The sequence below is a fragment of the Clostridium thermopalmarium DSM 5974 genome, from assembly GCF_002995795.1.
GTDB classification, from domain to species: Bacteria; Bacillota; Clostridia; order Clostridiales; family Clostridiaceae; genus Clostridium_H; species Clostridium_H thermopalmarium.
In genome coordinates this window covers 109,398-131,766 of sequence record NZ_PVXN01000031.1, presented here as the reverse complement: position 1 = coordinate 131,766, position 22,369 = coordinate 109,398, and the positions used below count along the sequence as shown (strand labels likewise).

The window sequence follows — 22,369 nt, the reverse complement described above, 5'->3', positions numbered from 1 at the left end:
GATATACATGATTAATTATAGCTGAGGCCTTTCGACAAATTATGCCGAAAGGCCAAAGATAATTATATCATTAATTACATTGTCAAGGTCGGGTAGTATTTTCTACGAAAATCTCCACCCTTCCCTTAACAATTGCAACTAAAAGATTATGCGTGGTTTTCTCAATAAGTGTTGCATTTAATATTGCAATTTAGACTTAAAATTCAATTGCTTATAACTTAACTTTTTTCTTCCATAATAACTATTTATGGTGTATAATCATTCAATACCATACATAAGTGGCATAAAAAATATTGAAAGGAGATATACAAATGGGAAAAGTTACTGCAGCCTTTTTTGATATAGATGGAACCCTATATAGAGAAGGAATGATAACGGAAATTTTTAAAAAATTTATAAAGTCCGATATCATAGAATCTGAGCGCTGGTATAATGAAGTTAGACATTATTATATACAGTGGGATAAAAGGATGGGAAATTATGACGACTATCTTTTAAAAATGGCAAATATATATATAGAAGCTGTAAAGGGTCTTCACAGAACTCAAGTAGAATTTATTGCAAAAAACGTAATAAAGCAAAAAGGTGACAGAGTTTATACTTATACTCGTGACAGAATCGTTTGGCATAAAAAGCAAGGTCACAAGATCATAACCATATCTGGAAGTCCTATTGAGTTGGTTCGAGAAATGTCCTTAAAGCATGGATTTGATGATTATATAGGAACAAAATACTTGATGGATGAAACTCATCATTATACAGGTGAAATTATTCCTATGTGGGACAGAGAAAGTAAGAAAAAAGCTATAGACTATTTTGTAGATAAATATGATATAGATTTATCTACAAGTTATGCCTACGGAGATACTGCTGGGGATTTTACAATGCTTAAATTAGTAGGAAATCCTATAGCTATGAATCCTACTAGAGAACTTGTCCATGAATTAAAAAATGATGAATTCACTAGAAAAAAAGCTAAAATTATTGTGGAGAGAAAAGATATGATTTATACTCTAACTCCTGATTCTGTAGAAATTTAAAGAGATTGTGCTAAGTCACAATCTCTTTAAATTTTATATTTTATTTTTTATATACAGGTGTACAAAAATGAGCATATTTAGAATTCTTACCTGTAGTAATTTCAAAGAAAAGTTCCTTAATCTTAGTTGAAATCTCTCCAGGTTTCCCATTTCCTACAACTCTATCATCAACTTCTATAATAGGAGTAACCTCCATAGCAGTACCACTAAAAAATAATTCATCTGCTGCATAAAGCTCTGTTCTTGTAATACTTCTTTCAACTACTTCTATACCAAGTTCATTTTTTGCAAGAAGCATTACAGTATCTCTTGTAATACCTTCTAATATATTATCTGAAGGAGGTGGTGTTATAAGCTTACCTTTTCTGACCATGAAAATATTCTCTCCTGGTCCTTCGCAAATATGTCCACTTCTTGTCAAGAATATGGCTTCATCATACCCTTTTCTGGTAACCTCTAAAGAAGCTAGTCCTGAATTAAGATAAGCTGCTGTAGCTTTTGTTCTTGGTGGTAGCATATTGTCTTCAACTCTTGACCAAGAAGTTACCGCAACCTTAAGCTCGGACTTTCCTGTATAACTTCCTAATGGCTGACAATATATAACTATTCTATCATCATCGTCATCTAAGGTTGGTCCTATTTTATCAGCACCTTTATACGCTATAGGTCTTATATATGTTGTTGTTCTAAAATTGTTCTTTTTCAGAAGTTCAATAGTAACCTTAATAAGATCATCTACAGTATAAGGTAATTTAATATTTAATGTTTTACAGGATTGAAGAAATCTCTCATAATGCTCTTTTAATCTAAAAGCATACAATTGCTCACTTTCTTCATCCCAATAAGCTCTAATTCCTTCAAAACAAGCAAGTCCATAATTGAAGGCCTTACACCTTATACTTATACTTACCTCCTTTTCTTCTACTATTTTCCCCTGATAAAATACAAATGATTCATTCATAAAAATAACCCCCTTATTACTACTCTAAATTTCGATAATAATTACCCCTAAATATTATCGTGTAGTTTTATGTTATAAATGTTTAACGTTTATTATATCACCTTTATAATAATATCACAACCATTTTTTATGTAATAAATAATAAATCTTCTAACTATCATTTCTATATTTAAATATCAAATTTACCTGTCCATATTTATGTTATATAATATAAATTAAAAAATATTAGGGGGCTTAAGAAATGAATTCTAGTTTTAAAATTATAATCTCGATGGTTCTTTGGGGTAGTCTGGGTCTTTTTGTCAAAAATATAAACTTACCTTCCATAGAAATCGCATTTTTAAGAGCAGTAATTGCTAGTACTATTTTTATTCTTTCTAACTTAGTCACTAAAAAAACTAACTTTAAAAAATATTCTAAGAAAAACTTAATTATCTTATTTATATCTGGCATTGCTATTGGTTTTAATTGGGTGCTCCTTTTTCAAGCTTACAAATTCACTACAATTTCAAATTCTACTTTAAGCTATTATTTTGCACCTGTATTTGTAGTGTTACTGTCTCCAATTGTGTTAAAGCAAAAGCTTACATTTCGCAAACTTTTGTCAGTAGTAGGTGCTATGATTGGTTTGTTTTTAATATTAAATAATCAAAGTAATGTTCCAAACATTGCTTATAACCATATTAAAGGCATTAGCTATGGCCTTGGAGCTGCCTCTTTATATGCTTCTGTTATGCTATTTAATAATTATATTGAAGACTTATCAGGCTTTGAAAGAACAATTATTCAACTCTCAGCTGCATCACTTGTACTTCTTCCATTTATTCTATCTAGACATGAACTTCATGTAGATAGTTACAAAAACCTTATCTTTATATTAATCATAGGTATAGTACATACTGCTATGGCTTATCTTCTATATTTTTCAGCCTTAAAAGATATAAATGTTCAGAATGCAGCTGTGTTAAGTTATTTAGATCCAATTTCTGCTCTAATCTTTAGTACTATATTTTTACACGAATCTATGGGAACATGTCAGATTGCTGGTGGAATTTTGATATTATTCTCAGCCTTTACAGCTGAAAACAGCAAAGCATACGAGAAAAAAAGCACAAAAGTAGAGAATACTTAAGATGTACAATTGAATGTGCATCTTAAGTATTTTTAAATTAAAATCTTTTTTAAATGTAATTTTACCAGTTTATCCAAAATCTAACTTTTCCTTTGATATTTTATATTTTAAAATGCTGGTACTATTGCTCCTTTATAATTTTCCTCTATAAATTTCTTTATTTCTGGTGAATTTATAGCTTCAACTAGATCTTTAACGTATTCTTTGCCTTTATTTTCTTCCTTTACTGCAATAATATTAGCGTATGGAGAATCTTTATCTTCAATTGCTAAAGCATCTTGTGTAGGATTTAAATTTGCTGATAATGCATAGTTTGTATTAATAACAGCTGCATCAACGTCTTTCAAAACTCTTGGTAATTGAGCTGCTTCTAATTCTTCAATCTTTATATTTTTAGGATTGTCGGTAATATCTAGTTTAGTTACTAAATCTCCATCTTTAAATTTTGCAATTCCTTCTTTTTCAAGAAGTTTCAAAGCTCTTGCCTCGTTAGTTGGATCATTTGGTACTGCAATAGTAGCGCCATCTTTTAATTCTTTTAAATCCTTTATTTTTTCTGAATAAATTCCCATAGGTTCTATGTGAACTTTTGCCACATAAGCTAAGTGAGTACCATGCTCTTTATTGAAGTTCTCCATGTATGGAATATGCTGGAAGAAGTTTGCATCCAGTTCCCCTTGTTCAACTGATGTATTGGGAATAACATAGTCATTAAATACTTGAATATCTAATTTATATCCCTTCTCTTCTAAGATAGGCTTAACTTTCTCTAATATTTCAGCATGTGGTGTTGCACTTGCTCCAATGGTTATAGTTTTCTTTTCCTCAGCTTTTTCAGCAGTTTTTTCATCCCCATTGCTGCCACATCCAGTTAACCCAAATGCTCCTAAAGCTAATATACTTGCTAAAATTGTTGATAATATTTTTTTCTTCATATAAAAAACCCCCTCTTAAATGTTTTAGTAAAATTTATACTTATTGCTTTTAAAATAAGTTAAATTACTTATTAACTTTCCTATATATAAGATTTCCTATACTTTGGAATACTTGAACCAAAATTATTAAAACTACAACTGTAGCTATTAACACATCTTGCTTAAACATCTGATATCCATAAGTTATTGCTACATTTCCAAGTCCTCCTGCCCCAATGGCACCTGCCATAGCTGAGAATCCAACTACACTTATAATTGTAAGAGTTATACCTGATATAATAGAAGGAAGTGCTTCTGGAAGCATTACTTTAAATATAATTTGTGACGTACTAGCTCCAAAAGACTTTGCAGCTTCTATAACACCTTTATCTACTTCCCTTAAAGATGATTCTATTATTCTTGTTACAAAAGGTGCTGAACCTATTGTCAACGGAACAATTGCTGCAGTAGTTCCTATGGACTTACCTACTATAAATCTTGTAACTGGTATAAGTACTACCATTAGGATTATAAAAGGAAGAGATCTTAAAATGTTTATTATTGTGTCTAAAATTTTGTACACTGTTTCATTTGGTTTTAATCCATCCTTAGCTGTAATTATCATAATAATTGCTGGTATAAATCCTACTATTACTGCCAGTGCAGTAGAAATCAAAACCATAAATAAAGTTTCACCTAAGGCTGGAAGTATAATATCTGCTATCATATTTAAAGCACCTCCCAATGAACATGTTTTTTATCTAAGTATTTGCATATATTATCCTTATCAGATTCTGATACGTTTATTACCAAGCTTCCGAGTACTCCTACACTAAATTTTTCAAGTTTTCCCCATACTATAGAAAAATCTATATTAAGTTCCCTTGCCATAGCGGTTATTACTGAATTTTCACTTAGTTCCTTCGGAAAGAATAGCTTTATATTTACTCCTTGCTCTGGAAGTACCTCTTCTTCTCCTAAAAGTTTTTGCAAATCTTCGCTTGGATTTAAGAAGACATCTTCCACTTTTCCTGATTGGATAACTCTGCCTCCATCCATTAAAGCAACTTTTGTACAAGCTTCTTTTACAACCTCCATTTGGTGTGTAACTACTATTATTGTTATTCCGAGACTTTTATTTATATCTTTTAAAAGTTGTAGTATAGATTTAGTAGTCTTAGGATCTAAGGCTGATGTAGCCTCATCACAAAGGAGAATTTCTGGCTTAAGCGTTAAAGCTCTTGCAATAGCAACCCTTTGTTTTTGTCCTCCACTAAGTTCTTTTGGCATACTCTGTGCCTTATCTTCTAAACCTACAAGTGCCAAAAGTTCCTTTACTCTCTTATTTATATCTTCTTTACTATAACCCCAAGTTTCCATAGGAAGGGCCACATTTTTCCACACACTTTTTCTATCTAATAAACTAAAGTTTTGAAATATCATTCCTATATTTTTCCTAAATTCTCTTAGCTTTTTTTCCTTAAGTTCCTTTACTTCTTTTCCTTTTACTACTACGTTTCCTGAATCATATCCCTCAAGTCCATTAATGCATCTTAAAAGTGTAGATTTACCTGCTCCACTGTGCCCTACAATTCCGTATATTTCTCCCTTTTCTATATTAAGACTTACATTATATAAAACTTGTTCTTTACCAAAAAACTTATCAACATTTTTTATTTCTATCATTGTTCTCCCCCCTAGCTGCTTATAAAAATAAGACCTAAGGATACCTTAGGTCTTATTAAGTCCCGTTCATCCTTATCTTCCAGCTTATGCTGCAGGAATTAGCACCATTGTATACACTAAAACATAGTATATACTGGTTGCCGGGTTTCATTGGGCCAGTCCCTCCACCACTCTTGATAAGTTCTATTTACTTTTGATGTTTATAATTATATTCCTATTTAAAAAGGTTGTCAATAATTTTTTTATTTTTATCATTGGTTAAATGCCTAATATATACTAAAAATTAAATGTTAAACTTTTTATATTTTCCTTATTTTATTTAGTGGTACATAATATTTAATGCACCTATTTCCTTGTCCATCTATGTAATTTCCTCTGCTATCAAGCACCATAATTGTAGCTCTTTTATTTATTCTGTTTACTATTCCATTTTTAATCTCTTCTTCGTGTAAGAAACTTACCTTATCACCAATTTTAATTCCTAAGCTTTCATGAACTATTTCTCTGCTTGTTGGAAGAGAATGATATACATCTTTGTGATTAAAAATATTTTTTGCTATTGTTTTAAACCTTTTATTCTTGCAGCTTGAACTTCCAAATATATAAAATTCTATAAGATGAATAATTTCATGTTCAAAAACCATAAGCAGCGCGTGAAGAGAATCTTCAGTCTTTACTCCTGCTACTATTTTCTCTCTATCTAGCTCATAATACTGAAAGAGAAAGGTTACTCCTATTCTAATTTCATACCTTTGCTTCTCTTCTTCTAATATTGGATTTATTTTAGGAATAATAGTCTTACCAGCACTTCTACTCATTCTTTTAGATAAAGAAAAATCTAGAGTTCCCTTAAAAAATTTCTTAAAATAATCATTAAAGAAATACTTATCATATAAATTGAACAGTAATTCTAAATCTTCAGCTGATATTTTGCTAATTTGTCCATGTTTTATATTATTAGATCTATATATAAATTCACTTCTGAGAAGATGTCTTTTATTCTCTATCTCACTTTCCAAATATATTATTTTAATTAGCTCCTTCTTTTTCATATAATATTCCTTATTCCTAGATTGTTAAAAATATTTTTTAGTAAATTATTAAAATAAAAATAATTTATTATTTGTTCTCATATAAAATAATAAGGGACAATATTTCTATCATATAAAATGTTTACATAAATCTTATAAGGAGGTTTTATATGCCTAATTGTCCGATTCTAAAAAACTGCCCATTTTTCAATAACAAGCTTTCTAATATAACTCCAGTTTTAAAAACATATAAATTAAAATGTTGCTTAGATGACAATTTAGGATGCGCTAGATTCATAATCGCTAGATTTCTAGGAGTGCATTTCATTCCACACGATTTGCTCCCAAATGAAATGGACAAAGCCGAAAATATAATAAACAACCACTGAAATAAACCTAGAAGACTATCCTTCTAGGTTAAAATTTCAACTCCTTCTTCTGTAACTAATACGGTATGTTCCCATTGAGCTGTTAATTTCCCATCAGCTGTAACTGCTGTCCATCCATCTTCTAAAACTTTACATTTGTATGTTCCTTCGTTTATCATTGGCTCAATTGTAAATGTCATACCTGGAACTAAAATCATACCTGTGTGAGGCCTGCCGCAATGATCTACAAAAGGTTCTTCATGAAATTCTAGTCCAATTCCATGTCCTCCATATTCACGAACTACAGAGTATCCTTTTCCCTCAGCATACTTTTGAATCGCGTATCCTATGTCTCCTATAGTTGCAAATGGTTTAACTTCTTTAATGCCTATATAAAGGCATTCTTTCGCTGTTTCCACTAATTTAATAGCTTTTTCTGAAGCCTCTCCAATTATAAACATTCTACTAGCATCCCCATAATATCCATCTAATATACTTGTTACGTCAACATTTACTATATCTCCATTTTTTAATATTGTATCACTACTAGGTATACCATGGCATACAACTTCATTTATAGAAACGCAAACGCTTTTAGGATATCCCATATAATTTAAAGGTGCTGGTGTTGCTCCAAGTTCTACAGTATAATTGTGAACCCAAGTATTTATCTCTTCCGTAGATATTCCTTCTTTTATTCTTTCTCCCACCATATCTAGTACTTTCCTTGTTACCTCACAGCTCTTTTTTATCCCCTCAATCTGCTCAGGAGTTTTTATAATTTCTCTTGGTGGAGCTATAAGTCCTTCATTTTCCATAAAACTTAATTTTTCGTCCATATGAAGATGGCAGTTCTTATATTTTTTACCGCTTCCACACCAGCATAAGTCATTTCTTGATAATCTATACATTAAGTCACCTTCCATATAAATTTTAATCTATTATTATATTATAACACTATATAATAAAGTTGAATAATAACAAAAAGTTATTTTGTGACATTTCCTTTATTATACAGCTTATATAATCAACAATATTAGATTAATTTTCTTTAAATGCATTTATCTAATTGTTATGAATATATAAATATTATCACTCTTTTTATATGATGAAATGAAGCAGCAACGTGTTTTTAACAATAGTTAAACCTATGCCACTATCTTGGATTTCATGCCTGTTTTTTCCCCTCTACAAAGTCGTTCAAATATAAATGATAAATCTTCTTTAATCCATATACTATTGTCCTTAATTTCCACGATGATATTTTTGTTATCATAATAAACATTAACCCACACATGTCCTTTTTCTTTGTTTTACTAACAAAAAATTAAACCTTAGAAAATGCACATTTTCTAAGGTTTAATTTGGGTTAGCTTCTTGTAGTCATCTTATCAATTTCTTCTTTAATTTGTTCTATTGTCATTCCTTCTGCATTTATTATTGGAGTTGAAGTTAAGGTATCTTGAAATCCCATTACATCTTCACTCAATCCACTTAAGACCACAGCATCAAATTTATCAAGTTCTGAAGAATTATATTTCATATTTGTATCTAGTTCTTGCACGTTATATCCTTCGTTCTTAAGAAAATTCCCTATATTACTTAGTTCTCTTTCAATGGCTATTTTCTTCATTTTGCATCACCTCTTAAGTTATTTTATATAGGTATCTCAAAACTTATTTTTTCCCTTTTTATTAAATTTATTATTTAATAAAACATTTTTTAAAAATAGTATAAATTTCGGATGCAAAATTTAGAATTTTTATAAATATATTTTTATTTTACTTATTTACTGTTGGTTTATTAAGTATTGCATTGAGAACTACTCCTACTATAGCAGCCAAACTTAGACCTGTTATTTTAACACTTTCAGTTACTGGAATTCCTATAGATATTCCTGCAAACTTTTCAAGATAACTTGTCCCAAGGCCTATTACTATTATACATACTATTATTATTATATTCTTTATATCAGATTTTAAATTATCCGCCTTTAATGTCCTAACTCCTATAAGCGATATCATACTAAAAAGCATTATACTAATTCCACCCATTACCGGTGATGGAATACTTCTTAAAACTCCTCCTACCTTTGCAACAAACCCTAGAACTATTGCAAATACTGCTGTAATTCTGAGTATGGCTGGATTATAATTCTTTGTTATTGCAAGGACTCCTGTATTTTCACCATAAGTTGTGTTAGCAGGTCCTCCTATAAATCCAGCAAAAGCAGTTGCAAGTCCATCTCCTAATAAAGTTCTATTTAAACCAGGATCTTCAATAAAGTTTTTTCCTACGACCTCACCATTGGTAGTTATATCTCCTATATGTTCCATAAACACAGCTAAAACTGTAGGAGCTATTACAGCAATTGCTCCTAAATCAAATTTAGGAAGTGTAAAGTTTGGTATTGCAAATATAGGGGCTTCATTAATTACCTTTGTATCCACAATTCCAAATTTGAAAGACACTATATATCCTACTACCACAGCAATTAAAATCGCAAGTTGTTTTAAAAACCCTTTTCCTTTTAGGGTTATTAATAGAGCTAAAGCTAATGTAATACCTGATATTATAAAGTTACCTGATGCCATATCAATAGCTGTAGGTAATAATGTCATACCTATTACTATTATCATTGGACCAACTACTTGATTGGGCAAATATTTTCTTATATTTTCAACTCCTACTTTTTTCACTAAAAGAGACATAATTACATATATAAGACCTGCTACTACTATACCACCTTGTGCATAGGTCAAGTCTCCATTAAATTTTTCTTTAACTGCTAATATTCCTGATATAAATGCAAATGATGAACCTAAAAATACTGGTACTTTTCTTTTTGTGCATGCGTGAAAAATAAGAGTTCCTACTCCTGCAGATAGAAGTGATACCGTTGGATCAAAACCTGTAATGATAGGTACTAATACTGTAGCCCCAAACATAGCTACTAAATGTTGAAGTGCTAAAATGACTTTCTTAAACGCTTCTAGAGTTGCTGCACTCTCTTTTAAGTTTGACTTTTCTTTTGCTAACACATTTTCTGACATAAAAATACCTCCTTATTTGTAATTCTAAGGAGAAAATCGCTCTTCTCCTTTTTCCAGCCTCACTGGACTGAATTAAAAAGTTTTTTAATATTGAGTTATAAAAAACTTCTTGCCGAGCTGGCAAGAAGTATAGTTATCTTTACAAAAACTACATAGTTATATTTTAATACTATGTAAATATATACTACAAATCTTGCCAGTCTCTCTGGACTGCATTAAAGATTTCTTTTTTCTAGATAATTATAACACCCCTATTTATAAATGACAATAGATAAAATAAAAAATGTAATGCATTTTTTATTTTATCCTAAGAGTTTTAAAACAGCAGGTATAGTTATCACTGACAAAAGTGTTGTTATGAAAACTGTCTGAGAAGCAAACTCGGGTTTTTTATTATAGGCTTGAGCAAAAATTGCACTTAATGCTGCCGCTGGCATAGCCTCCACTATAACTACCACATTTCTTACCATAAAATCAACATCTAGCATATTTAAAATAAAGTATATAGTTAAAGGAACTAATACTAATCTTATAAAGGAAGCATAATATATAGAAATCTCTTTAAAAACTTTCTTAAAGCTTATGTCTCCTATCATAGCTCCAATTATTATCATGGACAATGGTGTTGTAACATCTCCGACAGATTTTAAAGTACTATATATAGGCTTGGGCAATTTAATAGAAAATATAAATAAGAAAACCCCTATAAATACTGCTAAAATTCCTGGATTTAATAATATATTCTTTAATCCTTTAGATTTCTTATTCTTACTAAAAAGCATTACCCCAAAGCTCCACATAAAAATATTGGATGGTATATTAAAAATCGAAGCATACAAAATGCCTATTTTACCATATATGCTTCCTAGAACGGGATATCCCATAAATCCACAGTTTGAAAAAATCGTTATGAACCTTAATATATCCCTTTTATCCTTATCAAATTTAATATAAGGAAGTATGCTAATAATAATTAAAAATATATGAATTACTAAAGAGTATATAAATATTTTTACTATGTTTATCATGATTTCACTAGAAAAAGTATAATCAAATGAAGAAACTATCATCATTGGTAAAGTTAATTCTAACAAAATTTTATTTAGTCCTTTGTTAATTTCTCCATTTATTATGTTTCTCTTTCTACCATAGTATCCTACTCCTATAATTAGAAATAGTATTAAAACTTGATTAATTACAGTTGAATCCTTCAAATCTTGCCCCTCCCATTTAATACTTACAATATATAATAACAGCATTTTTTATGTTAATCCATAAAAATTTAATAAATCTAAATGTTTACTTCATATTTTTTATTTATATACGACACTAATATTGAACAGTTTTTTCTCAAAGGAGGTGTTTATATGGATATAGCTATGATGTCAATAGTAAATAGTCAAAATAGAGTAAAAGATGCCGTAAGTTTATTGCTAATGAAAAAAGTTATGAATGTATCACAGACTAATGCATCAAACATGACTGAAATGTTAAAAGCCGTTGACCCTAATTTAGGTTCTAACTTTGATAAAATGGCATAAGAAAAGGCTATTGATTATTTTTTATCAATAGCCTTTTCTGTGCTAATTTATAAATTAATACAAAAAATTAACACCCTTACATTCCAATAGCATTCTAAGATCTGCTTTTAAACTATCATTAATATCTATGCTATCTTTTACTAATTTATAAGTTTCAATAATAATGTTTTTACACATAATTTTATTAGGAACTTCTATATCTTGAATAAATCGAATATATCTAGCAACATTTTTATTGGTTAAGTTCTCCTCTAATTCCATAGAATATTTCATAATTTTTTCAATAGCTCTTTTTTCTTCTTCTTGAGCTTTTATAGATTTTATTTTATCTTTAACAACTATCACTGGTATTGATAGCATTCCAACTAGCGTAAGAAGTCCTGCAATTGCCTCTTTTCTATCATATTTATCTTTCATTTAATTCCCTCCTATATTTGAAAATAAACATGTCCTATTTCAAATATATTTGCAGAAAGCATAAATATGATAGAAATCTTATTTTTTAACTAACAGAATATCATATTCTATAATGCTATTCTTCTATTCTATTTCCAGAAACACATTATTTCTATCAAAGTCTTCAATTATATTTCTCATTAATTTTTCTCTTAATTCTTCCTTAGTAGCCCAAAGGTAATTCGTATGTTCTTTTGATAATATAACCTCTGTTTTCTCACTCCTGCACAGATAAGTGAGAACAATACATTGCTTTACAGGACTTATTTTAAATGTAGTAGCATATAAAAGTTTGTCAACTGTAATATTTAATCCTACTTCTTCCTTTGCTTCTCTCATGAGAGCTTCTTCTAGTCCTTCGCCAAATTCAATTTTTCCACCTACACATTCCCATCCTCCTGCAGCAACACCATCATAGTTTGATCTTTTTATTATAAGTACCTTCCCATTATTTAAAATTACTCCTTTAACAGCTACTATAATTTTATTTTCCATTTACATTACCTCACTAATATACTCTATATAACTTTTAAGTTTATTGTATCACAATATAAGAATAAAACACCTCATTCAATAAATGTAGATAATTTTTTTAATATTGAACTGGAGTATGAGCTTTGCATAGTGAAGCTTTCCTAAATGCAAATCTCATATGGAATGTTCAATATTAAAGATTGTCACAATTTATTTCTGTTGTTTGTATATTTTTTTACACTATACATAAACTTATGTGGTATAGTAAAAATATAAATATATTTTTAAATTTACTGGATGAGGTGATAAATTATGTTTACTTTACCAAAACTACCTTATGATTATAATGCATTAGAACCATATTATGATGAAGAAACAGTTAGAATCCATCATGATAAACATCATCAAGCATATGTTGATGGATTGAACAAGGCTGAAGCAAAGCTTAAAGAAGCAAGAGAATCTGGTGACTTTACTCTTATTAAGCATTGGGAAAGAGAACTTGCTTTTAACGGAGCTGGTCACGTACTTCACACTCTATTTTGGGAAAACATGACTCCTGGTGGGTCTCAATTAACCGGCGAATTATCTGAAAGAATAAATCAAGATTTTGGGAGTGTAGAAAACTTCAAAAAACAATTTTCAGCCGCTGCAGCTGCAGTAGAAGGTTCTGGTTGGTGCATTCTTGTATGGGTTAAAAATCTACAAAAGTTAGAAATACTTCAAGTTGAAAAACATCAAGACTTAACTATTTGGGGAGCTATTCCTATTCTAATTTTAGACGTATGGGAACATGCTTACTATTTAAAATATCAAAATAAAAGAGCAGACTTTATCTCTGCTTGGTGGAATATAGTAAATTGGGACGTAGCTAATAAAAGATATAATGATGCTATAAAATAAGAAGATTACAACAAAATCACCTTATAAATCTCTAATTTCTAGTTACTAATTGTTTGAATATATCTCTAATAAAAAATTTGAATAACTAAAGTGCTAGGTACTTAAGAATGACGTTTTAATTCATATCTAAATTCTTAGTACTTAGCACTTATTTTTTACTTAATACTTCACTTCCTTCCATTCAAGATATTCATAATTTATTTTTTAATGAATTTAAAAATTCAGGTTATACTCATGTTATATATAGTTGACTTGTGCTAATGTTAGATATATAATTTTATATCAAAAAACCATTATTTTCCATATAGAGGAGAAAAATATTATGTCATATGTATTTTTTAAGTCTATAAGTTCTTATACAGATACAGAAAATATAAACACCAGTTGTGAAGAGCTTTTATCTAGGCTAATTCAAAAAGAAAATATAACTTTAGAAAGATATATTCCAATAAAAGTACATTTTGGAGAAAAAGGAAACAAAACTTATATAGAATCAAAAAATTATGAAGGAATTATAAAGTATTGTAAAGATCATAATATAAAAAACGCTTTTATCGAAACTAATGTATTATACCGAGGAGAAAGAACAACCAAATCCAATCATATTGAACTAGCTAAAAATCATGGTTTTACTCAACTTCCTATAATAATTGCCGACGGAGAGCATGGTGAAGAATATGAATTAGTTAAAATTGAAAAAAAACATTTTAATAAATGCAAAATAGCAAAAGAAATTGCAAAACAAAAACAGCTAATCGTCTGCAGTCACTTTAAAGGACATGCTCTTGCAGGGTTTGGAGGCGCCATAAAGCAGCTTGCTATGGGATGTGCTTCAAGAGGAGGAAAATTAGATCAGCATGCTAATTCAATTCCTAAAATAAACCCTTTAAAATGTAAATCATGCAGTGTTTGCGCAAAAACATGTCCTGAAAATGCTATAATTTTAAATTTTAAAGCTAAAATTGAGAAAAACAAATGTATAGGCTGTGCTTCCTGTATGGCAGTATGTCCTCATAAAGCTATATCTACTAATTGGTTAGGCTCTCTTTCTAAATCATTTAATGAAAGGTTAGCTGAATATGCTTATGCAGCACATAAAAAAAATAATATTTATATTACTTTTGCTTTTAACATAACTCGAGGTTGTGACTGCGAAGGACACAGCATGAAACCTTTTGTTAATGATCTAGGTATACTTGCTTCAACAGACCCAGTTGCTATAGATAAGGCTTGCCTTGACTTACTGGATAAGCGAAAAGGAAAAAAAGTAATATCAAGAGGAAGATATACTCTTGAATATGCGGAAAAAATTGGACTTGGTATTCAAAAATATACCCTTGTGGAAATTTAATTCTCATTACTTATAAAAATTATATATCTTTTATATTTTAAAAACTTATCAATAAATTTCATCTAATACTTTGTCATCTCTTCACCAATACTATAACTGAAAAAAATTTTACTCCATTACTTTAAATACTGGAGATGTGTTTATATGTATCTATTTTTATCTTTAATAATTATAGTATTGTTTATTGTATTTTTATTGTATACTGTGCCTTTAAAAGTTTTATTCAATGTTAACTCTGCCGAACTACCAGATTTTCATTTTCAAGCATTCTGGTTAAGCCCCATATTAAAAGGGGTAATAAAAGAAGAGCATAAGAAGATGGTTTTAAAAGTCTATTTATTAAACAACAAAATTTTGACAAAACCTTTACAGAATAATAATTCTTCAAAAAGTTTTTTGGACAAAATAAACTTTTTAAGAGAATTGCATCCTAACTTTGAAAAACTAGAAACTTCTTATGGCTTTGAAGATCCATCAATTACAGGGATGGTATATGGAGCAATTAATATGCTATCTCCTTATGTAAAATCAGAAATTTTTTATAATAATGCTGATTTTAGTATGCTTCAAAATTATTTTTATATTGATACTGTATTTTATATAAATATTATTCATCTAATTAAAGTATTATTTAAGTATAATCAAAAACCAAATATGAAAGTCTTATATCATAACAGATAGAGGAGGAATAATTATGGATGATATTACAAACTTTTCACAAAATATAGATACAGTTTTTTCAGATATTGAAAACTTTGCCAAAACTGATGCAGTACTTGGCTCTCCAGTTTCTGTTGGTGATAAAACTTTAATTCCAGTAATGTCTGTAACTCTAGGCTATGGAAGTACTCCAGGTAAAAATTCTCAAGGTGCAAATCAGATGGTTCCTAATGGTGTTGGTTTAGGTGCTAGAGTTAATACAAATGCTGTAGTAGTTATAGATAAGGACACCGTATCTATGCTTCCTACTAATGAAAAAAGTAATTTAGGACAACTAATGAATAATATTCCACCATCAATATTAAATAGTATTCCACAATCTGTATTAAATGCAGGACAAAATATATTACAAAAGGCTATGCCTCAAGCTAATCAGGCTAATCAGCAAAATTCTGGTCAAAACACTCAACAAAGTTCAGGAATGAATATGAAGTCTAACAATAGTTCAATACAGAATATGTCTCAAAGTCAGCAAAATAATCAACAAAATAAATATCAAAATTATCAAAAGAAACAATAAAATATCTGTTTAAAAAGTACTGGTGAAAATTTTCACCAGTACTTTTTTCTAATTAATTTAAACTTTATTTTCTAAACTCAGCCTATAAGCTAAACTTATGCATTATATAAACTATTTTTTATATATCATATTAACATGTGGTATTCCATCTTCTAAATATGTTTCTGAAGCTACTTTAAATCCAAAGCTTCCATAAAACTTTGTAAGATACTGTTGAGCAGCAATCTTTATTTTTTGCTCTTTCATTTCTTTTTCGGCAAATTCAATTCCTCTTCTAAGTAATTCCTTTCCAAGACCTAATCCTCTATACTCCTTTTTTACTATAACTCTTCCTAGAGCCATTTCCTGAAATGATACTCCAGGAGGCAAAATTCTAAGATATGCAGCTATCTCACCATTTTCTTCTGCAAACAAATGAAAACACTTAGTATCCTTACCATCAATCTCTGGATAAGGGCAATTCTGTTCTACTACAAATACATTTGTTCTTTCCTTTAATATGTTATATAACTCATTTAAAGTAAGTTCATCAAACTTTTTTATATGCCATTTCACCTTTGTTTTTCCCCCTGTTTATTTTATAACCTAATACCATTTTTATTTAATTTCCTTTAAAGCTTTCTGTAAGCCCCTGTTGAACTTTTCTAACCACCTTTGCAGAAATATTTCCAGGTAATAATTTAGATATAAATACAGCTGCTTTATTTTTAGCTCCAGGAATTATAAGTTTTTTATTCTTCTTTAATCCATCATAGGCAACTTGTGCTACGATTTTAGCATCCATAGCTATACCAAGATCAGCTTTCCCAGCTCTTCTGGAAAATTCAGTCTTCGTGGCACCAGGACACACCGTAGTTACATTTATACCATAATCCTTTAATTCATTTGTAATAGCCTCTGAAAAAGATAAAACATAAGCCTTTGTTGCATAATATACTGCAATATATGGTCCTGGTTGGTATGAGCCTGTAGAAGCTATATTTAGTATTTTACCTTCTTTTCTTTCTATCATCTTTCTTGAGAATAACTTAGTTAATACAGTTAAAGCAGCTATGTTTAAATTAATCATTTCTATATCTCTTTTTAAATCTATCTCATGAAATAATCCATTAGCCCCAGCTCCTGCATTATTCACCAAAATATCAATATCTATATTTGAACTTTCAACTTCCTCAAATATTTCTTCAGCAGCACCTATTAAAGCCAAATTCTTTTGAATAGTTTTTACTTTTACATTGAATCTTTCTATTATTTCTTTAGCTAAGTTATTTAATCTTTCTATATTTCTAGCTACAATCACAAGATTATATCCATTCTCTGCAAATATTTTACTTAGTTCATATCCTATACCACTAGAAGCACCAGTAATTAATACCGTTTTGCTTTTATGTGTATTCATCAATCTCATCCTTTAATAAAATGCTCTCTTAACATATGACCACAGTTCTATTATTCTAGTCTAATTTTTCCTTCTTCTATTAGCACTTTAATGTTATCTCCATCTTTAAATTTCTTTTGAAGGTATTGTTCTGCAATTTCATCTTCAATATATCTTTGAATAACTCTTCTTAATGGCCTAGCACCATACTTCTTATCATATCCTTCTTCTAATATGAAATCTTTAACCTCATCAGATATCTCTAATGTTATATTTTTCTCTTTAACTTCATCTTTTACTTCTTTAAGCATTAGATCAATTATCTTATAAAGTTCTTCCTTAGTTAAAGATTTAAATACTATTGTATCGTCTACTCTATTCAGGAATTCTGGCCTAAAGACTTCCTTTAAAGCTTCTTTTACCCTACTTTCTAAAGCAGTATATCCATCTTTACCAAATCCAATACCGTCAGATTTAAAGTGAGTTCCTGCATTTGATGTCATTATTATAACTGTATTTTCAAAAGATACAGTTCTTCCTTGACTGTCTGTTAATCTTCCATCTTCAAGAATTTGAAGAAGCATATTAAACACATCTGGATGAGCCTTTTCAATTTCATCTAACAGAATTACAGAGTAAGGTCTCCTTCTTACTCTTTCAGTTAACTGGCCTCCCTCATCATATCCTACGTATCCTGGAGGAGCTCCTATTAATTTAGAAACAGTATGTTTTTCCATATATTCAGACATATCTATTCTAATCAATGCCTCTTCACTTCCAAAAAGCTCACAAGCAAGAGCCTTGACAAGTTCTGTCTTTCCTACCCCAGTAGGTCCTACAAATATAAATGAAGATGGTTTTTTCTTCTTTCTAAAGCCAAGCCTATTTCTACGTATTGCCCTAGATAGGCTGACTATAGCTTCGTGTTGTCCTATAACTCTTTTATGAAGTCTCTCCTCTAAATTTAGAAGTTTTTCTCCCTCTTCTTCCGTTATCCTTTGAACAGGAATCTTGGTCCACGCTTCTATTACAAAAGCAATATCCTCAACTGTAAGTTTTACATTCTTACATGACTTTTCAATTTCATCTATTCTATTTTGAATTCTACATTCTTCAACTTTATATTCTGCTGCTTTTGCATAATCATCCTTGTCTGCAGCTTCCTGCTTTTTAGCCTGAACCTCCTTTAATTCTTCTTCCAAAGCTTTTAGTTCTACAAGCCCCTTATTCTTTAGATTAGCTCTAGAACTTGCCTCATCAATTACATCTATGGCTTTATCAGGAAGAAATCTATCATTTATATATTTCTCTGATAATTTTGCAGCAGCTTCAATAACTTCATCAGATATTTGAACTTCATGGTACTCCTCATAATAATTTTTGATACCTTTTAGTATTTCTATGGTTTCCTCTACTGTAGGCTCCTCAACTAAAACAGGTTGAAATCTTCTCTCTAGAGCAGAGTCTTTTTCTATATGCTTTCTATATTCTTCTAAGGTAGTTGCTCCTATTACCTGTATTTCTCCTCTTGCAAGAGCAGGTTTTAAGATATTAGCTGCATTCATAGCTCCCCCTTGAGCCTCTCCTGCTCCAATTATGTTGTGTACTTCATCTATTACTAGAATTATATTTCCATTCTTTTTAGCTTCATCTATTATAGACTTCATTCTTCCCTCAAATTGGCCTCTGAATTGAGTACCTGCCACAACTGCTGTTAAATCAAGAAGATATATTTCAGTATCCAATAATTTTGGAGGTACCTCTTTTTCTGCAATTCTTACAGCTAATCCTTCTGCAATAGCTGTTTTACCTACTCCTGGTTCTCCTATCAATATAGGATTATTTTTAGTTCTTCTATTAAGGATTTGTATAACCCTATCAATCTCTCTATTTCTTCCAATAACTCTATCTACCTTTTTATCTTTAGCTTTCTTAGTTAGATTTGTACCATACATATCTAAGTATTTTCTCTTTTTTCTAAATGGACTGTTTTTAGTTTTAACATTTGACTTTTCTTCCGTCTTAAAATTGTCTTCCTTTAGCGGATCCTCTTTTTCTTCTCTTTCTTCGTCATTACCTATTGGGAAAATTCCATTTAAAAAATTAGTAAAAAAATTACTGTCTCCTAATTCATCAATATTTGAATCTTGAAGCATATTATTAACTTGTTCAGCTAAATTTTCTACATCCTCTGGATTTACACCAACTTGCTTCATAAGTTGATCCATAATAGGAATACCCATCTTCTTTGCGCACTCCAGACATACTCCTACCATTTTAGATTTTCCATCTTCAATTTTGGCTGTAAATATAGTAGCTATATTTTTTTTACAAATTGAACACATCTGCATATAAATCATCTCCGTATTTCTTTATATTAGTCAGCGTTTTTTATAATTACAGTATATCATATCTTATACAATATGTATTATCAACTTATTTACAAAAAGAAATTACTAAAATTTATGTTGCTAGTATTTCATATATTTATAACACCTTTTTACTATTATATTAATAAACTATTACTAAGATTAATATTTGGGGTGTGATTATATGAATTCTACCTTGTATAGAAATTTAGTAGTAGGCACAAATACTAGAGTTCCATTGATTAACGGAAAATATGGTCAAGCCATAAATTTTGATAATGCGGCTACAACACCTGCCCTTATTACTGTAGTACAAGAAATCTTAAGATTTCTTCCTCTATACTCATCTGTTCATAGGGGTTTTGGATATAAATCTCAGTTATCTACTAAATTATATGAAGATAGTAGAAACATTGTTGCAAAGTTTGTGTCTGCTGATCCAAAATATAATACAGTAATATTTGTAAAAAATACCACTGAAGCAATAAATAAATTATCTAATATATTATATAAAAAATATAAAGATTATATAGTTTTATCTACGGATATGGAACATCACTCTAATGACTTGCCATGGCGAAAATATAATATAGACTATGTTACTGTTGATGAATGTGGAAGACTTTCTCTTAAAGATTTAAAAGAAAAATTAGAAATGTATAGCGGAAAAGTTGCATTGGTTACCCTTACTGGAGCCTCAAATATTACTGGATATAAAAATCCAATTCATGAAGTTGCAAAACTTGCTCATAGATATGGAGCCAAAGTTTTAGTGGATGGAGCTCAATTAGTTCCTCATTCTCCAGTTGATATGAAACCTATGAATTCTGAAGAACACATAGATTATTTAGCTTTTTCTGCCCATAAAATGTATGCTCCTTTTGGAATAGGAGTTTTAATAGGACCTAAAGAAGACTTTAAAGATGTTCCCCCTGATTATCCAGGTGGAGGAACTGTAGACATTGTAACTCATGATTATATAAAATGGTTTGATACTCCTCATAAAGATGAATCTGGCTCTCCTAACGTAGTTGGGGTAGTAGCTCTCGCATCTGCTATTGAGACTTTATCTTATCTTGGCATGGAGAATATAGAAAAGTATGAAAATACCTTAACCCGATATGCTCTCAAAGCTATGAGTAAAATCCCTCATATAAAAATTTACTGTGATGGTACAAATCTTAATGATCGTATAGGAACTATAGCTTTTAACATAGAAGGCATTAACCACGAAATAGTAGCAAAGATTCTATCTTATGAAGGAGGAATAGCTGTTAGAAATGGATGTTTTTGCGCGCAGCCATATGTTCAAAAGCTTTTAAAAATGTCTAAAAAGCAGATTGAAGAAAGAATTAGAACAGGAAGTCATGAACCTGGAATGGTAAGAATAAGCTTTGGAATGTACAACACTAAACGTGAAATCGATGTATTAATATCCCTTCTTAATAAAATAGTAACTAATAGAAAAAGATATATTGAAAAATATAAAAACATAACTTCTGAACTTTATTTTAAGCCGGAAAACTCGTAATAATAAACACTGTTAGATGTTAGAAGTTAGATTCAATTTAAAAAATCTCTGGCCTTCTAACATTTAACTTTTAAACAGCTATTTAATCCTTCCCCGCAGCCTTTTTAAAGACCTCTAACCTAAAAAATACCTTAGCGTTTTTATTATATTACTCTGACTTCTATCCAAAATTTTATTTCTTGAGATATTATAATTTTTTCTATCTTTAACTGATATTCCTTTCCATCTAGTTTCATAATTCTCTTATCAAGCATCTGGCATAATATATCCCCATCTATCTTATCAACATCCTTTCCTATAATTCCATCAAATTTTTCTTTTATATGTTTTTGAAGAGCTATCTTCACTATATCATCTTGTTCATTTTCTGGAAAACTTAGTTCAACATTTATTTCCTTTACTAATGGCTTCTTTTTATCTATAGCCTCCTCAAGCTTTTCAAGTCTTGCCTTCTCTTCATCTATTGTAGTTTTTAAATACTTAATTTCTTTTATATAGCTATCTATTCTATAGCTTACAAGAAGATTTATAAATACAACTCCTAAAATAACTCCTAAAAATAATCCTAATGAAAAAAAAGTAAAATATTTTGATTTATCTTCTACTTTAGCCATAGTTCACCGCACTTTTGAATTAATTTAATAAATCTTAATCCTAAATTGGCTCCTATTAAAGCTGCCAATATGTATACAATCTGCTTACATAATGAACCAAACTCTCTTTTGAAAATTCCTTCTTCAAATAATTCAAAGGATGAAAAGGTCCCCCCAAGTGCTGTAGCTACTGCCCATATTTTTATAGAATTTGCTAAGTCTATCATTGTCTTTAAAGGAGGGTGGTTATTTATTAGGGCTCCAAAACCTGCAAAGGAGCTTGCACCAAAAATCACTCCAAAAGCTATTAAAAAACTATATATAATATTTGATATAAAAAGAAACATC

Annotated in this window: 25 protein-coding genes and 1 riboswitch; of the genes, 9 read left to right on the top strand and 16 right to left on the bottom strand. The window is 29.9% G+C overall.

Annotated features, from left to right (window positions below):
- The first annotated feature begins 311 nt into the window (after nucleotides 1–311).
- The gene (locus CPAL_RS07010) at nucleotides 312–1,040 is read left to right on the top strand and encodes an HAD-IB family hydrolase (protein ID WP_106024318.1); all 729 of its coding nucleotides are present in this window, start codon (nucleotides 312–314) and stop codon (nucleotides 1,038–1,040) included.
- 40 nt (nucleotides 1,041–1,080) lie between these two features.
- Here the strand turns inward: CPAL_RS07010 and CPAL_RS07005 are convergent, their stop codons facing one another.
- Entirely contained in the window at nucleotides 1,081–2,001 is a 921-nt protein-coding gene (locus CPAL_RS07005) for a branched-chain amino acid transaminase (RefSeq protein WP_106024317.1), read from the bottom strand.
- A gap of 241 nt (nucleotides 2,002–2,242) precedes the next feature.
- On the opposite strand from CPAL_RS07005, the gene CPAL_RS07000 reads away from it, so the two are divergent.
- Nucleotides 2,243–3,133, top strand: a complete 891-nt coding sequence (locus CPAL_RS07000; protein WP_061858295.1) for a DMT family transporter — start codon at nucleotides 2,243–2,245, stop codon at nucleotides 3,131–3,133.
- 107 nt (nucleotides 3,134–3,240) lie between these two features.
- Here CPAL_RS07000 and CPAL_RS06995 read toward each other — a convergent pair whose 3' ends face one another.
- The 4 genes from CPAL_RS06995 to CPAL_RS06980 all read right to left on the bottom strand — a co-directional run bounded on the left by CPAL_RS06995 (nucleotide 3,241) and on the right by CPAL_RS06980 (nucleotide 6,785).
- Entirely contained in the window at nucleotides 3,241–4,068 is an 828-nt protein-coding gene (locus CPAL_RS06995; RefSeq protein WP_106024316.1) for a MetQ/NlpA family ABC transporter substrate-binding protein, read from the bottom strand.
- Between the two features lie 64 nt (nucleotides 4,069–4,132).
- Complete coding sequence (locus tag CPAL_RS06990; protein ID WP_061858337.1) at nucleotides 4,133–4,771, bottom strand: methionine ABC transporter permease; 639 nt, start codon at nucleotides 4,769–4,771, stop codon at nucleotides 4,133–4,135.
- A 5-nt stretch (nucleotides 4,772–4,776) separates the two neighbouring features.
- Nucleotides 4,777–5,733 (bottom strand): methionine ABC transporter ATP-binding protein, encoded by a 957-nt coding sequence (locus CPAL_RS06985; RefSeq protein ID WP_061858293.1) that lies wholly within the window; start codon nucleotides 5,731–5,733, stop codon nucleotides 4,777–4,779.
- 69 nt (nucleotides 5,734–5,802) lie between these two features.
- Nucleotides 5,803–5,916: riboswitch (SAM riboswitch) on the bottom strand.
- Nucleotides 5,917–6,032: 116 nt separating this feature from the next.
- Nucleotides 6,033–6,785: a SprT-like domain-containing protein gene (locus CPAL_RS06980; protein ID WP_061858292.1), complete on the bottom strand. Its 753-nt coding sequence runs from the start codon at nucleotides 6,783–6,785 to the stop codon at nucleotides 6,033–6,035.
- Nucleotides 6,786–6,934: 149 nt separating this feature from the next.
- Between CPAL_RS06980 and CPAL_RS06975 the strand changes: the two genes are divergently transcribed.
- The gene (locus CPAL_RS06975) at nucleotides 6,935–7,153 is read left to right on the top strand and encodes a hypothetical protein (RefSeq protein WP_061858291.1); all 219 of its coding nucleotides are present in this window, start codon (nucleotides 6,935–6,937) and stop codon (nucleotides 7,151–7,153) included.
- 23 nt (nucleotides 7,154–7,176) lie between these two features.
- Here the strand turns inward: CPAL_RS06975 and map are convergent, their stop codons facing one another.
- The 4 genes from map to CPAL_RS06955 form a co-directional block, all read right to left on the bottom strand.
- On the bottom strand, nucleotides 7,177–8,043 hold the full coding sequence (gene map / locus CPAL_RS06970) for a type I methionyl aminopeptidase (protein ID WP_061858290.1): 867 nt from the start codon (nucleotides 8,041–8,043) through the stop codon (nucleotides 7,177–7,179).
- Nucleotides 8,044–8,501: 458 nt separating this feature from the next.
- Nucleotides 8,502–8,765, bottom strand: coding sequence for a YkuS family protein (locus CPAL_RS06965; RefSeq protein WP_061858289.1), 264 nt, complete (start codon nucleotides 8,763–8,765; stop codon nucleotides 8,502–8,504).
- 148 nt (nucleotides 8,766–8,913) lie between these two features.
- Entirely contained in the window at nucleotides 8,914–10,185 is a 1,272-nt protein-coding gene (locus CPAL_RS06960; RefSeq protein ID WP_061858288.1) for a uracil-xanthine permease family protein, read from the bottom strand.
- 302 nt (nucleotides 10,186–10,487) lie between these two features.
- A complete protein-coding gene (locus CPAL_RS06955; RefSeq protein WP_242976291.1) occupies nucleotides 10,488–11,399 on the bottom strand; it encodes an AEC family transporter in 912 nt (303 codons plus the stop codon).
- A gap of 153 nt (nucleotides 11,400–11,552) precedes the next feature.
- On the opposite strand from CPAL_RS06955, the gene CPAL_RS06950 reads away from it, so the two are divergent.
- A complete protein-coding gene (locus CPAL_RS06950; protein WP_082787860.1) occupies nucleotides 11,553–11,726 on the top strand; it encodes a YjfB family protein in 174 nt (57 codons plus the stop codon).
- Between the two features lie 54 nt (nucleotides 11,727–11,780).
- On the opposite strand, the gene CPAL_RS06945 is transcribed toward CPAL_RS06950, so the two are convergent.
- Both CPAL_RS06945 and CPAL_RS06940 read right to left on the bottom strand, forming a co-directional pair.
- Nucleotides 11,781–12,143, bottom strand: a complete 363-nt coding sequence (locus tag CPAL_RS06945) for a transcription factor (protein WP_242862625.1) — start codon at nucleotides 12,141–12,143, stop codon at nucleotides 11,781–11,783.
- A gap of 123 nt (nucleotides 12,144–12,266) precedes the next feature.
- Complete coding sequence (locus CPAL_RS06940; protein ID WP_061858286.1) at nucleotides 12,267–12,677, bottom strand: NUDIX hydrolase; 411 nt, start codon at nucleotides 12,675–12,677, stop codon at nucleotides 12,267–12,269.
- Nucleotides 12,678–12,965: 288 nt separating this feature from the next.
- Between CPAL_RS06940 and CPAL_RS06935 the strand changes: the two genes are divergently transcribed.
- From CPAL_RS06935 to CPAL_RS06920, 4 genes are all read left to right on the top strand, one after another.
- A complete protein-coding gene (locus CPAL_RS06935) occupies nucleotides 12,966–13,559 on the top strand; it encodes a superoxide dismutase (protein WP_165815358.1) in 594 nt (197 codons plus the stop codon).
- Nucleotides 13,560–13,881: 322 nt separating this feature from the next.
- Entirely contained in the window at nucleotides 13,882–14,910 is a 1,029-nt protein-coding gene (locus CPAL_RS06930) for a DUF362 domain-containing protein (RefSeq protein WP_061858284.1), read from the top strand.
- Between the two features lie 144 nt (nucleotides 14,911–15,054).
- On the top strand, nucleotides 15,055–15,591 hold the full coding sequence (locus tag CPAL_RS06925) for a DUF2953 domain-containing protein (protein WP_061858283.1): 537 nt from the start codon (nucleotides 15,055–15,057) through the stop codon (nucleotides 15,589–15,591).
- Nucleotides 15,592–15,604: 13 nt separating this feature from the next.
- Nucleotides 15,605–16,150 (top strand): GerW family sporulation protein, encoded by a 546-nt coding sequence (locus CPAL_RS06920; protein ID WP_061858282.1) that lies wholly within the window; start codon nucleotides 15,605–15,607, stop codon nucleotides 16,148–16,150.
- A 111-nt stretch (nucleotides 16,151–16,261) separates the two neighbouring features.
- Here CPAL_RS06920 and CPAL_RS06915 read toward each other — a convergent pair whose 3' ends face one another.
- From CPAL_RS06915 to CPAL_RS06905, 3 genes are read right to left on the bottom strand one after another with little or no spacing between them, the layout of a single operon-like run.
- The gene (locus tag CPAL_RS06915; RefSeq protein WP_061858281.1) at nucleotides 16,262–16,705 is read right to left on the bottom strand and encodes a GNAT family N-acetyltransferase; all 444 of its coding nucleotides are present in this window, start codon (nucleotides 16,703–16,705) and stop codon (nucleotides 16,262–16,264) included.
- A 46-nt stretch (nucleotides 16,706–16,751) separates the two neighbouring features.
- The gene (locus CPAL_RS06910) at nucleotides 16,752–17,549 is read right to left on the bottom strand and encodes an SDR family NAD(P)-dependent oxidoreductase (RefSeq protein WP_420535963.1); all 798 of its coding nucleotides are present in this window, start codon (nucleotides 17,547–17,549) and stop codon (nucleotides 16,752–16,754) included.
- Between the two features lie 50 nt (nucleotides 17,550–17,599).
- Entirely contained in the window at nucleotides 17,600–19,879 is a 2,280-nt protein-coding gene (locus tag CPAL_RS06905) for an ATP-dependent Clp protease ATP-binding subunit (protein WP_106024314.1), read from the bottom strand.
- 202 nt (nucleotides 19,880–20,081) lie between these two features.
- Between CPAL_RS06905 and CPAL_RS06900 the strand changes: the two genes are divergently transcribed.
- On the top strand, nucleotides 20,082–21,428 hold the full coding sequence (locus CPAL_RS06900) for an aminotransferase class V-fold PLP-dependent enzyme (RefSeq protein WP_061858278.1): 1,347 nt from the start codon (nucleotides 20,082–20,084) through the stop codon (nucleotides 21,426–21,428).
- A gap of 143 nt (nucleotides 21,429–21,571) precedes the next feature.
- Here the strand turns inward: CPAL_RS06900 and CPAL_RS06895 are convergent, their stop codons facing one another.
- On the bottom strand, nucleotides 21,572–22,042 hold the full coding sequence (locus CPAL_RS06895) for a sporulation membrane protein YtrI (protein ID WP_207644350.1): 471 nt from the start codon (nucleotides 22,040–22,042) through the stop codon (nucleotides 21,572–21,574).
- Nucleotides 22,030–22,368, bottom strand: a complete 339-nt coding sequence (locus tag CPAL_RS06890; protein WP_061858277.1) for a YtrH family sporulation protein — start codon at nucleotides 22,366–22,368, stop codon at nucleotides 22,030–22,032. Before CPAL_RS06890 ends, CPAL_RS06895 begins: the two co-directional genes overlap by 13 nt.
- Between the last annotated feature and the right edge of the window lies 1 nt (nucleotide 22,369).

Coding starts and splice junctions, on each gene's coding strand:
- CPAL_RS06910 (WP_420535963.1), bottom strand. CDS start 17,549: ATGAATACACATAAAAGCAAAACGGTATTAATTACTGGTGCTTCTAGT.
- CPAL_RS06895 (WP_207644350.1), bottom strand. CDS start 22,042: ATGGCTAAAGTAGAAGATAAATCAAAATATTTTACTTTTTTTTCATTA.
- CPAL_RS06920 (WP_061858282.1), top strand. CDS start 15,605: ATGGATGATATTACAAACTTTTCACAAAATATAGATACAGTTTTTTCA.
- CPAL_RS07000 (WP_061858295.1), top strand. CDS start 2,243: ATGAATTCTAGTTTTAAAATTATAATCTCGATGGTTCTTTGGGGTAGT.
- CPAL_RS07005 (WP_106024317.1), bottom strand. CDS start 2,001: ATGAATGAATCATTTGTATTTTATCAGGGGAAAATAGTAGAAGAAAAG.
- CPAL_RS06945 (WP_242862625.1), bottom strand. CDS start 12,143: ATGAAAGATAAATATGATAGAAAAGAGGCAATTGCAGGACTTCTTACG.
- CPAL_RS06930 (WP_061858284.1), top strand. CDS start 13,882: ATGTCATATGTATTTTTTAAGTCTATAAGTTCTTATACAGATACAGAA.
- CPAL_RS06995 (WP_106024316.1), bottom strand. CDS start 4,068: ATGAAGAAAAAAATATTATCAACAATTTTAGCAAGTATATTAGCTTTA.
- CPAL_RS06975 (WP_061858291.1), top strand. CDS start 6,935: ATGCCTAATTGTCCGATTCTAAAAAACTGCCCATTTTTCAATAACAAG.
- CPAL_RS06985 (WP_061858293.1), bottom strand. CDS start 5,733: ATGATAGAAATAAAAAATGTTGATAAGTTTTTTGGTAAAGAACAAGTT.
- CPAL_RS06950 (WP_082787860.1), top strand. CDS start 11,553: ATGGATATAGCTATGATGTCAATAGTAAATAGTCAAAATAGAGTAAAA.
- CPAL_RS06980 (WP_061858292.1), bottom strand. CDS start 6,785: ATGAAAAAGAAGGAGCTAATTAAAATAATATATTTGGAAAGTGAGATA.
- CPAL_RS06965 (WP_061858289.1), bottom strand. CDS start 8,765: ATGAAGAAAATAGCCATTGAAAGAGAACTAAGTAATATAGGGAATTTT.
- map (WP_061858290.1), bottom strand. CDS start 8,043: ATGTATAGATTATCAAGAAATGACTTATGCTGGTGTGGAAGCGGTAAA.
- CPAL_RS06925 (WP_061858283.1), top strand. CDS start 15,055: ATGTATCTATTTTTATCTTTAATAATTATAGTATTGTTTATTGTATTT.
- CPAL_RS06900 (WP_061858278.1), top strand. CDS start 20,082: ATGAATTCTACCTTGTATAGAAATTTAGTAGTAGGCACAAATACTAGA.
- CPAL_RS07010 (WP_106024318.1), top strand. CDS start 312: ATGGGAAAAGTTACTGCAGCCTTTTTTGATATAGATGGAACCCTATAT.
- CPAL_RS06960 (WP_061858288.1), bottom strand. CDS start 10,185: ATGTCAGAAAATGTGTTAGCAAAAGAAAAGTCAAACTTAAAAGAGAGT.
- CPAL_RS06890 (WP_061858277.1), bottom strand. CDS start 22,368: ATGTTTCTTTTTATATCAAATATTATATATAGTTTTTTAATAGCTTTT.
- CPAL_RS06905 (WP_106024314.1), bottom strand. CDS start 19,879: ATGCAGATGTGTTCAATTTGTAAAAAAAATATAGCTACTATATTTACA.
- CPAL_RS06940 (WP_061858286.1), bottom strand. CDS start 12,677: ATGGAAAATAAAATTATAGTAGCTGTTAAAGGAGTAATTTTAAATAAT.